This is a genomic window from Streptomyces typhae (genome assembly GCF_009755605.1).
Lineage (GTDB): Bacteria > Actinomycetota > Actinomycetes > Streptomycetales > Streptomycetaceae > Streptomyces > Streptomyces typhae.
Genome location: NZ_WPNZ01000027.1, coordinates 51,753 through 66,970 on the forward strand (window position 1 = coordinate 51,753; position 15,218 = coordinate 66,970).

11 protein-coding genes are annotated in these 15,218 nt (G+C 72.2%); 1 reads left to right on the plus strand and 10 read right to left on the minus strand.

Translation table 11 applies throughout. From position 1 onward, the window contains the following. Nucleotides 1-166 precede the first annotated feature (166 nt). The 10 genes from GPA10_RS34955 to GPA10_RS35000 all read right to left on the minus strand — a co-directional run bounded on the left by GPA10_RS34955 (nt 167) and on the right by GPA10_RS35000 (nt 14,753). Entirely contained in the window at nt 167-2,227 is a 2,061-nt protein-coding gene (locus tag GPA10_RS34955; protein WP_157169006.1) for a phosphocholine-specific phospholipase C, read from the minus strand. A gap of 238 nt (nt 2,228-2,465) precedes the next feature. Then, nucleotides 2,466-3,983, minus strand: a complete 1,518-nt coding sequence (gene gatB / locus GPA10_RS34960) for an Asp-tRNA(Asn)/Glu-tRNA(Gln) amidotransferase subunit GatB (RefSeq protein WP_079086795.1) — start codon at nt 3,981-3,983, stop codon at nt 2,466-2,468. A gap of 18 nt (nt 3,984-4,001) precedes the next feature. Beyond that, the gene (locus GPA10_RS34965) at nt 4,002-4,247 is read right to left on the minus strand and encodes a hypothetical protein (RefSeq protein ID WP_058850808.1); all 246 of its coding nucleotides are present in this window, start codon (nt 4,245-4,247) and stop codon (nt 4,002-4,004) included. Next, on the minus strand, nt 4,244-5,743 hold the full coding sequence (gene gatA, locus GPA10_RS34970) for an Asp-tRNA(Asn)/Glu-tRNA(Gln) amidotransferase subunit GatA (protein WP_157168956.1): 1,500 nt from the start codon (nt 5,741-5,743) through the stop codon (nt 4,244-4,246). Before gatA ends, GPA10_RS34965 begins: the two co-directional genes overlap by 4 nt. 5 nt (nt 5,744-5,748) lie before the next feature. Continuing rightward, the gene (gene gatC / locus GPA10_RS34975; protein ID WP_030568011.1) at nt 5,749-6,045 is read right to left on the minus strand and encodes an Asp-tRNA(Asn)/Glu-tRNA(Gln) amidotransferase subunit GatC; all 297 of its coding nucleotides are present in this window, start codon (nt 6,043-6,045) and stop codon (nt 5,749-5,751) included. 143 nt (nt 6,046-6,188) lie between these two features. After that, nucleotides 6,189-8,306, minus strand: a complete 2,118-nt coding sequence (locus GPA10_RS34980; RefSeq protein ID WP_241845389.1) for a putative bifunctional diguanylate cyclase/phosphodiesterase — start codon at nt 8,304-8,306, stop codon at nt 6,189-6,191. 1,908 nt (nt 8,307-10,214) lie between these two features. After that, complete coding sequence (ligA, locus tag GPA10_RS34985; RefSeq protein ID WP_343041663.1) at nt 10,215-12,398, minus strand: NAD-dependent DNA ligase LigA; 2,184 nt, start codon at nt 12,396-12,398, stop codon at nt 10,215-10,217. 30 nt (nt 12,399-12,428) lie between these two features. Next, on the minus strand, nt 12,429-13,427 hold the full coding sequence (locus tag GPA10_RS34990) for a methionine synthase (RefSeq protein WP_157169010.1): 999 nt from the start codon (nt 13,425-13,427) through the stop codon (nt 12,429-12,431). A gap of 17 nt (nt 13,428-13,444) precedes the next feature. Next, a complete protein-coding gene (locus tag GPA10_RS34995; protein ID WP_079086796.1) occupies nt 13,445-14,134 on the minus strand; it encodes an SDR family oxidoreductase in 690 nt (229 codons plus the stop codon). A 79-nt stretch (nt 14,135-14,213) separates the two neighbouring features. Next, complete coding sequence (locus GPA10_RS35000; RefSeq protein ID WP_058850813.1) at nt 14,214-14,753, minus strand: LOG family protein; 540 nt, start codon at nt 14,751-14,753, stop codon at nt 14,214-14,216. A gap of 129 nt (nt 14,754-14,882) precedes the next feature. On the opposite strand from GPA10_RS35000, the gene GPA10_RS35005 reads away from it, so the two are divergent. Continuing rightward, the gene (locus tag GPA10_RS35005; RefSeq protein WP_058850814.1) at nt 14,883-15,215 is read left to right on the plus strand and encodes a DUF427 domain-containing protein; all 333 of its coding nucleotides are present in this window, start codon (nt 14,883-14,885) and stop codon (nt 15,213-15,215) included. Nucleotides 15,216-15,218 lie beyond the last annotated feature (3 nt).

Genomic DNA, 15,218 nt, shown 5'->3' on the forward strand with positions numbered 1-15,218 from the left:
TTCAGCGGGGTCGCCGTGACCTCCACCGAAGATCTTCGCTTATGCCGCGATCTTCACCGAAGTGGACATGACCCATGTCCAGACACTTTTGCAGCCCTTGGAGATCCTTGGTCCCTTTCGTGTCCTTAGTCACAAGGTCACAAGGGGTGTCGCGGGCCCCGGTGGATCAGCCCGATACGCTCGCGCGCCCGTTCTCGATGTGCCCCATCAGGCGGCGCCTGAAGCCCTCGTCGCCCTCGACGGTCACCTCGACGTCGTACCAGCCGCGCTCGTCGCCGGTGGCCCAGGCCAGGGTCCGGCTGCTCCCCGCCCTGACCCGTACCGTGCGGGTCCGGCGCCGCACGTCCGCTTCCTCCACATAGCCGAGCGGCCGGACCGTGTAGACCAACGGCTCCTTGCCCCGGTTGGCCAGCGTGAGGTGGATCTCGCGCCGGGTGATCGCCGAGGAGAGCGCGGCCGCGCCTTCCCCGCGTCCGGTGAATTCGCGGCGGAATCCGTTCGGCCCGGTGACGGTGAAGTGGTAGGCGTCACTCTTCTCCGGCAGGGCCCAGGAGCCCTCGTGCGCCACGTCCTGATGCTGCGGTACGGGGAATTCCGCCGCGTACGGGTACAGCGCGAAGTGCGCGCTGCGCCGGCCGCCGTTGCGCAGGCGCACCTTCAGGGTGCCGTCCTTGGCGCGCCTGAGGTCGGCGTCCGGCTGGTAGGGCAGCGGGCGGGCCCGGCGGAGGCCCGGCTCCTGGACCGGCATCGACTGCTTCTCCGGCGGCTTCGGCTGCCAGCGCCCGGAGAACACGGGGATCTCGCCGGGCTGCTCCACCTCCGGCTGGCGGTAGCCGCGGTGGAAGTCGAAGGCGCTGGTGAGGTCACCGGCGACGGTGCGCCGCCAGTCCCCGATGTTGGGCTCGCGCACGCCCGTCCACTTCTCCAGGAAGCGCACGACGGAGGTGTGGTCGAAGACCTCGGAGCACACATAGCCGCCGACGGTCCACGGCGACACGACGAGCATCGGCACCCGGGCGCCGAGTCCGGTCGGCCGGCCCTCCCAGTACTCCTCCTGGTTGCCCGCCGCGGGCACCGGCGGCGGCACGTGGTCGAAGAAGCCGTCGTTCTCGTCGTAGTTGATGAAGACGGCGGTGCGCCGCCACACCTCGGGGTGCGAGGCGAGCGCGTCGAGGATCTTGTAGACGATGGTCGCGCTGTGGACGGGGGACGACACCGAGGGGTGCTCGGAGTCCAGGGCGGACGGCACCAGATAGCTGACGCGGGGGAGCTTTCCGTCCGCGACGTCGGCGGCGAACGTCTCGGCGAGCCTGCCGGTGGGCACCCGGCGCAGGCCACGCTCGAACAGGGATCGCTCGCGCCTGCTCAGCGTCTTCACGCCCGCGTCGAGCGCGGCGAGCAGCCTGTCCCGCTCCGCCTCGTCCTTGGCGTCGCGGACCTTGGCGTAGAAGGCCTCCATGTAGGTGTGGCCGGTCCCCGCGAGGACCTTGCGCGCGATCGCCTTGAAGGTGGTGAAGAACTCGATCTGGTTGTCGGTGAAGTTCTCCCACTCGGTGTACGTCTGCCAGCTCACCCCGGCCTTCTCCAGGCGCTCCGCGTAGGTGCTCCAGCCGTACCCGGGGTGTCTGCCCTCGTCGTACGCGTCGTTGCCGACGGCCCGCTTGCCGTTCGCCTCGAAGCCGGTCTTGCCGCTCCACAGGTGGTTGCGGTTGGGGCTGGTGGAGGTGTGGATGGAGGAGTGGTAGGCGTCGCAGACGGTGAAGGTGTCGGCGAGCTCGTAGTGCAGCGGGATGTCCTCGCGCGTGTAGTACGCCATCGTGGCCGCGGTCTTGGCGGTGACCCAGCCGTCCATCCAGCCGTCGTGCCAGGCCTTGGCGCCGCCGCTCCAGGAGTGGTCGAGGGCGCCGATGTACTGGAGGTCCTTCTGCTGGGCTGCGGCGGCCTCGCGGACCGGGAAGGGCAGCACGGTACGCAGGCCCGCGGGCTGTTCGAAGACGCTCTTGCCGCCGGGCAGTCGCAGGGCGTTGCGGTCGGAGAAGCCGCGCACCCCGCGCAGCGACCCGAAGTAGTGGTCGAAGGACCGGTTCTCCTGCATCAGGATCACCACGTGCTCGATCGCGCCGAGCCCGCCCTTCGGCGGCGTCTTGGCGAGCGCCTCCTGGAGGGACGGCGGCAGGAAGGAACCCACCGCGGCGGCCCCGAGAGCGCCACCGCCCACAGCCATCATTCGCCTGCGCGATATCTCCGCCACGCCCAACCTCCAGTCGGTACCCAATGGTTGTCCATTGACCCATTGGCTTCTTGAGCTGGGACGGTAGTGACTCCCGATGGCACGGGGAAGGCCGCGGACCGAAGTCGCGGTGAACGCCTTCCGCGCAGCGGAGAGGGGCCCCGCGACTCGGAAGTCGCGGGGCCCCTCTCCGCTGCGGAAAAGCTCCGGAGCTGCTCCAGAAGCGCTCGGGCCGTCAGCCCTCGACGCCGAGCTGTCGCAGGATCAGCTCCTTGACGCGGGCCGCGTCGGCCTGGCCGCGGGTGGCCTTCATGACCGCGCCGACCAGGGCGCCGGCCGCGGCCACCTTGCCGCCGCGGATCTTGTCCGCGATGGCCGGGTTGCCGGCGATGGCCTCCTCGACGGCGGTGGTCAGCGCACCCTCGTCGGAGACGACCTTCAGACCGCGCTTCTCGACGACCTCGTCGGGCGTGCCCTCGCCCTTGAGGACGCCGTCGATGACCTGGCGGGCCAGCTTGTCGTTCAGCTCACCCGCGGCGACGAGCGCCGAGACGCGCGCCACGTGCTCCGGGGTGATCGGCAGCGAACCGAGGTCCACGCCCTGCTCGTTGGCGTTGCGCGCCAGCTCTCCCATCCACCACTTGCGCGCCGACACGGCGTCCGCGCCCGCGTTGATGGTGGCGACGATCGGGCCGATCGCACCGGCGTTGAGGATCGACTGCATGTCGTGGGCGGAGACGCCCCACTCCTCACGCAGCCGGTTGCGCTGGGCCAGCGGCAGCTCCGGCAGCTCCGCGCGCAGGGCCTCGACCCACTCGCGGGACGGGGCCACCGGCACCAGGTCGGGCTCGGGGAAGTAGCGGTAGTCCTCCGCCTCCTCCTTGACCCGGCCGGACGTCGTGGAGCCGTCGTCCTCGTGGAAGTGCCGGGTCTCCTGCACGATCGTGCCGCCGGCGTCGAGCACCGCGGCGTGCCGCTGGATCTCGAAGCGGGCGGCCCGCTCCACGGAGCGCAGCGAGTTGACGTTCTTCGTCTCGGAGCGCGTACCGAACTTCTCCCGGCCGTGCGGGCGCAGCGAGAGGTTCACGTCGCAGCGCATCTGGCCCTGCTCCATCCGCGCCTCGGACACGCCGAGGGCCCGGATCAGCTCGCGCAGCTCGGCGACGTAGGCCTTGGCGACCTCGGGGGCGCGCTCCCCGGCACCGACGATCGGCTTGGTGACGATCTCGATGAGCGGGATGCCCGCGCGGTTGTAGTCGAGCAGGGAGTGCGAGGCGCCGTGGATACGGCCCGTCGCGCCGCCGACGTGCGTCGACTTGCCGGTGTCCTCCTCCATGTGGGCGCGCTCGATCTCCACGCGGAAGACCTCGCCGTCCTCCAGCTGGACGTCCAGATAGCCGTTGAAGGCGATCGGCTCGTCGTACTGGGAGGTCTGGAAGTTCTTCGGCATGTCCGGATAGAAGTAGTTCTTCCGGGCGAAACGGCACCACTCGGCGATCTCGCAGTGCAGCGCGAGGCCGATCTTGATGGCGGACTCCACGCCGACCTCGTTGACGACCGGCAGGGCGCCGGGCAGTCCGAGGCAGGTGGGGCAGGTCTGCGTGTTGGCGTCCGCGCCGAGCGCGGTGGAGCAGCCGCAGAACATCTTCGTCTCGGTGCCGAGCTCGACATGGACCTCGAGGCCCATGACCGGGTCGTACGTCGCGAGCGCGTCCTCGTACGGCACCAGATCGGGGGTGGTCGTGACAGTCACGGTGTTGGAACTTCCCTCTCAGCCGAGCAGAACGTCGTCGTCGCCGATGCGCTTCAGCTCACGCACCAGGATGGCGATGCCCGTGACGATGGCGGCTGCGGAGACGACCGCGTCGACGAGCTTGAGCGTGTCGTGTTCGGCGCGGGCCTTCTTGACCTGCTTGAGCGTGCTGAGCGCGCCGAACGCGGTGGTGCCGATGGACAGATACGTACCGGTCCTGGACTTCTTGAAGCCCTTGGCCTTGGACAGTGCCTTGTTGCTCACAGCGACGGTGCCTCCTCGAGAAGCGGGTGGCCCCACCTTTCCACGAAGACGGCCTCGACGGCCGCACCCACCTTGTAGAGGCGCTCGTCCTTCATGGCGGGGGCGATGATCTGGAGCCCGACGGGCAGGCCGTCCTCCGGCGCGAGGCCGCAGGGCAGCGACATGGCGGCGTTGCCCGCGAGGTTGGTCGGGATGGTGCACAGGTCCGCCAGGTACATCGCCATCGGGTCGTCGGCGCGCTCGCCGATCGGGAAGGCGGTGGTGGGCGTCGTCGGCGAGACGATGACGTCGACCTGCTCGAAGGCCTTCTCGAAGTCCCGGGTGATGAGCGTGCGGACCTTCTGGGCGCTGCCGTAGTACGCGTCGTAGTAGCCGGAGCTGAGCGCGTACGTACCGAGCATCACGCGGCGCTTGACCTCGTCGCCGAAGCCGGCCTCGCGGGTGAGCGCGGTGACGTCCTCGGCGGACCTCGTGCCGTCGTCGCCGACGCGCAGGCCGTAGCGCATGGCGTCGAACCGGGCGAGGTTCGAGGAGCACTCGGACGGCGCGATCAGGTAGTACGCCGAGAGGGCCAGGTCGAAGGAGGGGCAGTCGAGCTCGACGATCTCGGCGCCGAGCCCCTTGAGGAGCTCCACCGACTCGTCGAAGCGCTGCACGACACCGGCCTGGTAGCCCTCGCCGCGGAACTGCTTGACGACGCCGACGCGCATCCCGGCGACCGAGCCGTTGCGGGCGGCCTCCACGACCGGCGGCACCGGGGCGTCGACGGACGTCGAGTCCAGCGGGTCGTGCCCGGCGATGACCTCGTGCAGCAGGGCCGCGTCCAGGACGCTGCGGGCGCACGGCCCGCCCTGGTCCAGGGAGCTGGAGAACGCCACCATGCCGTATCGCGAGACGCCGCCGTACGTCGGCTTGACGCCGACCGTGCCGGTGACGGCGGCGGGCTGGCGGATGGAGCCGCCGGTGTCCGTGCCGATGGCCAGCGGGGCCTCGTACGCGGCGAGCGCGGCGGACGAGCCGCCGCCGGAGCCGCCGGGGATCCTGGTCAGGTCCCAGGGGTTGCCGGTCGGGCCGTAGGCGCTGTTCTCGGTGCTCGACCCCATGGCGAACTCGTCCATGTTGGTCTTGCCGAGGATGACCACGTCGGCGGCCTTCAGACGCCGGGTGACCGTCGCGTCGTACGGCGGGATCCAGCCTTCGAGGATCTTGGAGCCGACCGTGGTCGGGACGCCCTCGGTGGTGAAGATGTCCTTCAGGGCGAGCGGGACGCCCGCGAGCGGGCCGAGCTTCTCGCCCCGCGCGCGCTTCTCGTCGACGGCGCGGGCCTGCGCGAGCGCGCCCTCACGGTCGACGTGCAGGAAGGCGTGCACCTTCTCGTCGACGGCGTCGATCCTGGCCAGGTGCGCCTCGGTGACCTCGACGGCCGTCAGCTCGCCACCGGCGATCTTCGCGGCGATCTCGGCCGCGCCCAGCTTGATGATGTTGCTGTCCGTCATGGTGGTTAGTCCTCCCCCAGGATCTGCGGCACCTTGAAACGCTGCTGCTCCTGGGCCGGGGCTCCGGAGAGCGCCTGCTCGGGGGTGAGCGACGGACGGACCTCGTCCGCGCGCATGACGTTCGTCAGCGGCAGCGGGTGGGAGGTCGGCGGTACGTCTTGGTCGGCGACCTCCGAGACGCGTGCGACCGCGCCGATGATGTCGTCGAGCTGTCCGGAGAAGTGATCGAGCTCCTCCTCCTTCAGCTCCAGACGTGCAAGGCGGGCGAGGTGTGCGACCTCCTCGCGCGTGATGCCAGGCATGCAGCGATCCTCAGGGGTGAGTGTGATGGTTTCGCCCCCAATCCTATGGGGCGGCCCGCACTGCCCGCGCCCGACTTCCCCGTGGGGCCCACGCGCGGGCGCCGACGCGGTGGTGCGCGCGTCGGCGACGCCGGTGGCGGGGGCTACTGGATCGCGCGGCTCGGGGAGGAGGGAGCCGGGTCCGGGGGCTGGGGGGCGGAGGCGTCGGGTGCGGCGACGGGGCGGTGCCAGCCACGCTCGCCGCGCGTACGCAGCCACGCCGTCGTCTCGCTCGGCGGCATCGCGGCGGCGACCAGCCAGCCCTGGACGGCGTCGCAGCCCATGTCCCGCAGGCGCTCCCAGGTCTCGTCGTCCTCGACGCCCTCGGCGACCACGAGCAGGCCGAGGGAGTGCGCGAGGTCGACCGTGCAGCGCACGATCTCCGCGTCCTCGTTGTCGACGGCGAGCCGGGCCACGAACGACCGGTCGATCTTCAGCTCGCTGACGGGCAGCCGACGCAGGTGGACCAGCGAGGAGTAGCCGGTGCCGAAGTCGTCGAGGGACATCTTCACGCCGTGCCCGGTGAGTCCGGCGAGGGTGTCGGCGGCGCGCTGCGGGTCCTCCAGGAGTACGTGCTCCGTTATCTCCAGTTGGAGCGCGCCCGGGGGCACCCCGTGCCGGGCGAGCCGGGCCGCCACGGCCCCGGCGAATCCGGGGGTGTGCACGTCCCGGGGCGACACGTTCACCGCGACCGGCACGTACAGGCCCTGCGCGCGCCACTTCGCGACCTGGGCGAGCGCGGACTCGAGGACGTACTCCGTGAGGTGCGGCATGAGTCCCGACGACTCGGCGATGGCGATGAACTCGTCCGGCGGCACCTTTCCGCGCTCGGGGTGCACCCAGCGCACCAGCGCCTCCAGGCCCGCCACCTGCCCGTCGAAGCGGACCTTCGGCTGGTAGTGCAGCTCCACGTCGCCCGCGTCCAGGGCGCGGCGCAGATCGCCGAGGAGGCCGAGCCGGTCAGGGGTGTTGGAGTCCCGCTTGGACTCATAGACCTCGACGCCCGTGCGGTCCCGCTTGGCCTGGTACATCGCCACGTCCGCGCGGCGAAGCAGCCCTTCGGCGTCCAGGGCGTGGTCGGGGAAGACGGCGAGCCCGGCGCTTGCCTCCAGGACGAGGGTGAGGCCGTCCAGGTCGAGGGGCGAGCCGAGGGCCGCGACCAGGGAGCGGGCGACGCGCGTGGCCGACGTCGTGGAGTCGGCGACCGGCAGGAGCACCGCGAACTCGTCACCGCCGAGCCGGGCCGCCTCCGCGCCGCGCGGCAGCGCGAGCCGCAGCCGGTCGGCGATCTGCAACAGCAGGCGGTCACCGGCGAGGTGCCCGAGCGTGTCGTTGACCGAACGGAAACGGTCCATGTCGATCAGCATCAGGGCCGAGCGCGCGCCGATGCGCTCCGCGTCGTCCAGTGCCGTCCAGGTGCGCTCCAGGAGCCACTGGCGGTTGGGCAGGCCGGTCAGCGGGTCGCGCAGCTGCTCCTCCGCTCTGGCACGCGCGATCCACAGCGTGGAGTCGAGGGCGACGAGCGGGATCGTGAACAGCGGCAGGAGCAGCGGCAGCGACATCGCGACGACGCAGATCAGCGGGGCGATGCCGAGCAGGGCCACACCGAGCAAGCTCTGCCGGACCAGGGCGGTCCGGGTGACCGTGGGCAGCGCGCCGGTGCGCGGGGCGTGCACGTACCAGAGCAGGACCCGGGTGACGGCGAGATACGCGACCGCGACGAGGGCGACCTCGGGCGCCGTGTACAGGTCCCAGCTCTCCGGGTTCCAGGGCGAGTCGGCGGACGGCGCGGTGCCGAACGCGGCCATCGTGAGGGCGCCCGCGCCGATGCCGAGGATGTCCACGGCGCCGTGCAGCACCCCTTGTCGCCAGCGGTGGCGGCGGGCGACGCCCACCAGGACGACGACGGTGAGGCTGACCATGCCCGCGGGCATCCATCCGTACAGGAGGAGCACCGCCACCGTCAGCGCGCCGCCGGAGCCGGTGCCGCCCCACCAGCGGTCGCGGCCGAGCGCGACGAGGTGGCCGACGATGAGGCCGGTCAGGATGGCCAGGGACCAGCCGACCGTGCCGGAGGGGAAGAGCGCGTGGCCGCCGGTGAACGCGTGGAAGAAGCCGGTGCCGAGGACGACCGCGGCCGCCGCGACTACGGCCGCGGGCAGCAGCTGCCAGCCGCCTCGGTCGTCCTCGTCGTCGTCGCCGTCCACCCCGCCGCCGTCGATCCCCTGGGTCCTGCTGTCCGTGCCCCGCACGTCGGCACCGCGGCCGCCGCGCCACAGTCCGCGGCGCACTCCGCCGCCTGTGGTGTCGGTGCCCGCGCCGGGCCTTGCCGCGCCCCGGCCCGCCGTGCCGTCCCCGGCGCCTCCGACGCCGGTCGCCACGGCTCGCGCGCCCGCGGCGTCCCCACCTCCCGCGGCGGTGCCGCCTCCCGGGGCCGCGCCCCGGCCGAACGCGGCGTCCCCGCCGCCCCCGGCACCGGGCGCGGCGGCCCGGACAGCGGCGGGACCCGCCCCTCCGTCGGCCGCACCGCGCCGCGCGGCACCCGGACCACCGACGGCGCCCGCGCCCGCCACGGCACCGGCCGCCACACCACCGACGGCACCGGTGACCGCGCCGGTGACCGCGCCGGTGACCGCGCCGGTGACCGCGCCTGTCGTCATCCCGGTGACGGTTCCCGTGGTGACGCCGGTGGTCGCTCCTGCGGCCATACCGGTGACCGCTCCCGCTGCCACGCCGGTGGTCGCTCCCGCGGGCGGGTCGGTGGCCGCACCGGTGGCCGCTCCCGCGGTGACACCGGCGACCGCTCCCTCGGCTATGCCGGTGGGTGCGCCCGTGGCCGGGCCGGTGGGATCGCCCATGGCCGGGCCGGCGGGTACGCCCATGACCGGGCCGGTGGGATCGCCCATGGCCGGGCCGGCGGGTACGCCCATGACCGGGCCGGCGGGTGCACTGGAGGGCGCTCCTGCGGTGGCGCCGGTGGCCGCTCCCGCGGTGACACCGGTGACCGCTCCCGCAGCCGGGCCTGAGGTCGCCCCCGCTGTCACACCGGAGACCGCTCCCGCGCTCGCACCGGCTGCTGCGCCGGTGACCGCACCGGAGGCCGCCCCCGCTGCCACACCAGTGACCACGCCCGCAGCCGGGCCTGAGACGGCGGCCGCTCCCGCGCTCACACCGGCGGCCGCGCCCGTGACCGCGCCGACGGCCGCTCCCACGGTCACGCCCGGGGCCGCGCCGGAAGCCGTCCCCGCCAGCACACCGGCGGGAGTCCCGGGCACCGCCTCGGTGGTCGTCCCGGCGCCCCGCGCGAGCGGAGCGCCGTCCTCGGTTCCGGCGCCCGCGCCTGCGTCACCCGGTACGGGCACGCCCCGCACGGCCGCCCTGGTCTCAACTGCCCCGCTCCGTAAGGCCGGTGCGGCGACCGGCTCCGCGGCACCGTCCGTCTCGTCCCTGCCCGGCCACGGCGCATCGCGCCCGTCCGGGCCCCGTCGTTCCTCTTCGGCACTCGCCGTCACGCCAGCCTCCGCCGGGACCACCGTTTCGCGACATCCGGTTCCCCGCACGGGCACGCCTCGACCGCCCGGCTCCGGTCCCTCACCAGAAGCCCTACCCCGTAGAGCCGTTGCTTCCTCCTGTGCGACGTCATCGGGGCCGGAAACGGCCGTCCGACCCGGCCCGAGGTGCTCGTTCAGGCCAACGCCCGAGGTCCAGGCGCGCTCGCGGGGCCGGAACTCGGGCGTCCCACCGGCTCGCGCGACCCGCGCGTCCCCGGGGCCGCGACCGGCGTCGCCCGTGTGGTCGCGCCGCCCGCCGAGCAGGCGACGCAGGCGCGACCGCAGCCATGAGTCCGGGGCGACGCTCTCGGTCGGTTCCATACCCGTCCCTCTCACAGCCGGCGATGCACACGCCACGCAGCAGCACGCGGACTTGAAGATCCTTGGGCAGCCGCGTCCGAAACCTTCCCCGGCTCTCGGCAAGCAGGAGATACCCCATCCGCAGCGGGGCACGGCAGGCGCACCCCTCAACAGTAGGCCGCAGAGGGCTTCCACGGGCAGCGGTCGCCTACGGTTGCCCGAATGCGCCCCGGCCACCCGTATGCATCTGATATGCGCTGAACGGGTGGCCTTCAACCGCTATTCTTCGGTCGGAAGTGCGGCCTCCCGAGCCGCCTCCGCCCCTTGTTCGAGCAGGACCGCGAAGCCGTCCTCATCGAGAACGGGGACCTTCAGTTGCATCGCCTTGTCGTACTTCGAACCGGGGTTGTCACCCACTACGACGAATCCGGTCTTCTTTGAAACGGAACCGGTGACTTTCGCTCCGCGGCTCTGCAGCGCCTCTTTCGCGCCGTCCCGGGTGTGGTTCTGGAGCGTTCCCGTGACGACGACGGTGAGTCCCTGGAGGGGGCGCGGCGCATCGTCCTCTCCCCCGCCGGCCTCCTCCATCCGGACTCCGGCGGCCCGCCACTTGCGCAGGATCTCGCGGTGCCAGTCCTCGGCGAACCACTGCTTGAGGGAGGCGGCGATGGTGCCGCCGACTCCGTCGACGGCAGCCAGTTCCTGCTCCGTGGCCTGCTCGATCCGGTCGATGGAGCGGAACTCGCGGGCCAGCGCCTCGGCCGCGACCGGCCCGACGTGGCGGATGGAGAGGCCGGTGAGGATCCGGGCGAGGGGCCGCTCCTTGGCGGCGGCGATGTTCTCCAGCATGGACAGGGTGTTCTTCTTCGGCTCGCCCTGCTGGTTGGCGAAGAAGGTCACCACCTTCTCCTCGCCGGTCTTCGGGTCCCGCTTCGGCAGTCCCGAGTCCTGGTCGAGGACGTAGGACTTGATGGGGAGCAGTTCCTCGACCTTCAGGTCGAAGATGTCGCCCTCGTCGGCGACGGGCGGCGTGCCGGGCTCCAGCGGGTCGCTGAGCGCGGCGGCGGCGACATAGCCGAAGTTCTCGATGTCCAGGCACTTGCGGCCGGCCAGATAGAACAGGCGCTCACGGATCTGGTCCCGGCAGGTCCGGCCGTTCGGGCAGCGGAGGTCGATGTCGCCCTCCTTCTGGGCCGCCAGGGCGGTGCCGCAGGAGGGGCACTCGGTGGGCATCTCGAACTCGCGCTCGCTGCCGTCGCGCAGGTCGACGACGGGGCCGAGGATCTCCGGGATGACGTCCCCCGCCTTGCGCAGCACCACCGTGTCACCGATGAGGATGCCCTTGGCCTTGACCACGTCCTGGTTGTGCAGTGTGGCGAACTCGACCTCGGAGCCCGCCACGGTGACGGGCTCCACCTGCGCGTACGGGGTGACGCGGCCGGTGCGGCCGACGCCCACGCGAATGTTGACCAGCTTGGTGTTGACCTCCTCCGGGGCGTACTTCCACGCGATGGCCCAGCGGGGGGCGCGCGAGGTGGAGCCGAGGCGGCCCTGGAGGGGGATCTCGTCGAGCTTGACGACGACGCCGTCGATCTCGTGCTCCACGGAGTGGCGGTTCTTGCCGTAGTACGTGACGAAGTCGCGGACGCCGTCGAGGCCGTCCACCACCTTGCTGTGCCTGGTGGTGGGCAGGCCCCACTCGCGCAGCAGGTCGTACGCCTGCGAGAGGCGATCGATGTCGAAGCCCTCCCGGGCGCCGATGCCGTGCACCACCATGTGCAGCGGGCGGGTCGCCGTGACCCGCGGGTCCTTCTGGCGCAGGGAGCCCGCCGCGGCGTTGCGCGGGTTGGCGAAGGGCTTGTCGCCCGCCGCGACCAGGCGCTCGTTCAGTCCCTGGAACTTCTCCATCGGGAAGAAGACCTCGCCGCGGATCTCCACGAGCGCCGGGACGCGGTCGCCCCGCAGCCGCTCGGGGATGTCCGCGATCGTGCGGACGTTGGGCGTGATGTCCTCGCCCGTGCGGCCGTCGCCGCGGGTCGCCGCGCGGGTCAGCCTGCCGTTCTCGTACGTCAGGTTGACCGCGAGGCCGTCGACCTTCAGCTCGCACAGGAAGTGGTGCTCGCTGGTGCCCACCTCCTTGGCCACGCGCTCGGCCCAGCCGGCCAGCTCCTCGTCGTCGAAGGCGTTGTCCAGGGACAGCATCCGCTCGCGGTGCTCCACGGAGGTGAACTCCGTCTCGTACGCCCCGGCGACCTTCTGGGTCGGGGAGTCCGGCGTGCGCAGCTCCGGATGGCGCTCCTCCAGGGCCTCCAGCGAGCGCAGCAGCTTGTCGAACTCGGCGTCGCTGACGACCGGCTGGTCCTTCACGTAGTACCGGAAGCGGTGCTCCTCGATCTGCTCGGCCAGCCGGGCGTGCTCGTCGCGTGCCTCGGCGGGCACCGTGCCTTCCTGTTCGACAGCCACCGTCTCGTCCTCCCGTTGCCTTCAGACCCGTTACTCAGGGTTGTCCGCGAGTGATCTCGCCGCCCGGGCGCAGTGGGCGAGCGCCGCGCGGGCGTACGCCGGCGAGGCGCCCGCGAGACCGCACGACGGGGTGACCGTGACCGACTCCGCGAGGGTCCCCGGATTCAGCCCCAACCTGCGCCACAGCGTCCTGACACCCATGACGCTACCGGCAGGGTCTGACAATGGTCCGTCGGTGCCCGGCACGACACCGGCGAACAGCTTCGTGCCCGCTTCGACGGCCTCACCGATCACCTCGTCGTCACGCTCGGTGAGCAGGGCGAAGTCGAACGACACGGCGTCCGCGCCGGCCCGGCGCAGGAGCGCGAAGGGGACGTCGGGCGCGCAGGAGTGGACCGCCACAGGTCCGTCGTGGACGGCCATGACGTCGCGCAGCGCGCTCTCGACGAGCTGGCGGTCCACGGCGCGGTGCGTGCGGTACTGGCTGGCCGTCTTGATCTGCCCGCGCAGCACGGCGGTGAGGGAGGGCTCGTCGAGCTGGAGGACGAGCTGGGCGCCCGGCACCCGCCTGCCGACCTCGGCGAGGTGGGCCCGCAGGCCTTCGGCGAGGGATCCGGCCAGGTCGCGGCAGGCGCCGAGGTCCGAGAGGGCGGCCTCGCCGTTCCGCAGCTCCAGGGCCGCCGCGAGGGTCCACGGGCCGACGGCCTGGACCTTGAGCGGGCCCTCGTACCCCTGCGTGAACTCCTCCAGGGCGTCGAGGTCCTCGCCGAGCCAGGACGCCGCGCGGCGCGTGTCGCGCCCCGGCCGGTCGCCGATGCGCCAGCCGCTCGGCTCCACGCGCGCGTACACCTCGACGAGCAGCCCGGCAGTGCGGCCGATCATGTCGGCGCCGGGACCGCGGGCGGGCAGCTCCGCCAGGTACGGCAGGCCCCCGCCGGCGTCCTCGTAGGTGCCGGTGACGGTCTTCGCGGTCTCGCGGGCGTCGCCGCCGGGCATCGATCCGACGCCGGTGGCGCCGCCCCACGCCATCGTGCTCACCGCTGCGCTCACCGTCCCGGCCGCACCGTCAGGTCGTTGACCTCGGCGTCGCGGGGCAGGTCGAGGGCCATCAGGATGGTCGTGGCCACCGACTCGGGGTCGATCCACTGCCCCGGGTCGTACTCCTTGCCCTCCTGCTGGTGCACCTTGGCCTGCATGGCGCTCGCCGTGCGGCCCGGATAGACGGAGGTGACGCGTACGCCGTTGCCGTGCTCCTCGTGGCGCAGGGAGTCCGCGAGGGCCTTCAGGCCGTGCTTGGAGGCCGCGTACGCGGACCATTCGGCGCTCGCGCGCAGCCCGGCGCCGGAGTTCACGAAGATCACATGACCCTGGGCCACGCGGAGCTGCGGCAGGAAGTGCCGGGTCAGCTCGGCGGGCGCGATCAGGTTCACGTTGAGCTGGTGCCGCCAGGACTTCGGGGTGAGCTCGCCGACGGGGCCGAGGTCGACGACGCCCGCGATGTGCAGCAGCGAGTCGACGCGGTCGGGGAGGCTCTGGTGCGAGAAGGCCCAGGAGAGCTTGTCGGGGTCCGAGAGGTCGCCGACGAGGGTGTCGGCGCCGGGGTACTCGGCGGCGAGCTCCTTGGCGCGGCCCGCGTCGCGCGCGTGCAGCACGAGCGCGTCGCCGCGCGCGTGGAGGCGGCGGGCGACGGCCGCGCCGATGCCGGAGCCCGCCCCGGTGATCACATGAGTTGCCATGCGCTTATGGTCGCATTCCGGCCGGTGGCGGCGGACGCCTCGGTCGGCGCGGGAGGCGCCGCGCCCGGCGCCGCGGGGGTCAGCGCGTGCCCATGGCCTCCTCCAGGTAGGCGAGGGCGCCGACCGGCTCCTCCGCGAAGAAGACCAGATCGGTCAGGGGCACCGGCAGGAAGCCCTCGTCCTCCATGCGGCGGAACTGCTCCTTCAACCCGTCGTAAAAGCCGGCTGAGTTGAGCAGCACCACCGGCTTTGTCGTCCTGCCGTGCTTCTTCAGCTCCAGGATGTCGGTGGCCTCGTCGAGGGTGCCGGTGCCGCCGACCATGACGACCACGGCGTCGGCCTTCTCCAGGAGCAGGGCCTTGCGCTCGGCGAGGTCCTTGGCGATCACCATCTCCTGCACGCCGGGGCGCGCCTTGGCAGCGAGGAAGTCGACGGAGACGCCGACGAGCCGCCCGCCCGCCGCCTCCACGCCGTCCGCCACGACCTTCATCAGGCCGACGTCCGAACCGCCCCACACCAACGCGTGCCCACCCCTGCCGAGCAGCTCGGCGAACTCGCGGGCGGGGCGGGTGTAGCGCTCGGGCAGGTCGGCGGCGGATAGGAAGACGCAGATGTTCATGGCCCCACGGTACTTTCCGGCACCGACACTGTAGGAAGGTGAGCGCACTGCGCGAAGGTGAGCGCACCAGCACACTGCGGGAAGACGAGCGGCAGCAGCCGTCACAGGACCTCCGGAAGGGGCAGCGTCATGGCCGAAGGACACCGCATCACGGTCGAGCAGGGCACCCAGCACGTGCGCGTGGAGCACGGCGGCCAGGTGGTGGCCGATTCCACGCGTCCGCTGGTGCTGCGCGAGACGGGCTGCCCGGTGCGCTACTACCTGCCTCCGGAGGATGTGCGCACGGACCTGCTGACACCGTCGGACACGCACACGTACTGCCCCTTCAAGGGCACCGCGTCCTACTGGTCGCTGCCGGACGCGGCGGACACCGTGTGGGCGTACCCCGAGCCGAAGCCGGACGTGGCCCAGATCAAGGACCACTTCTGCTTCTACGAGGTGACGGAGGTCCCGGCGGCGTAGCCA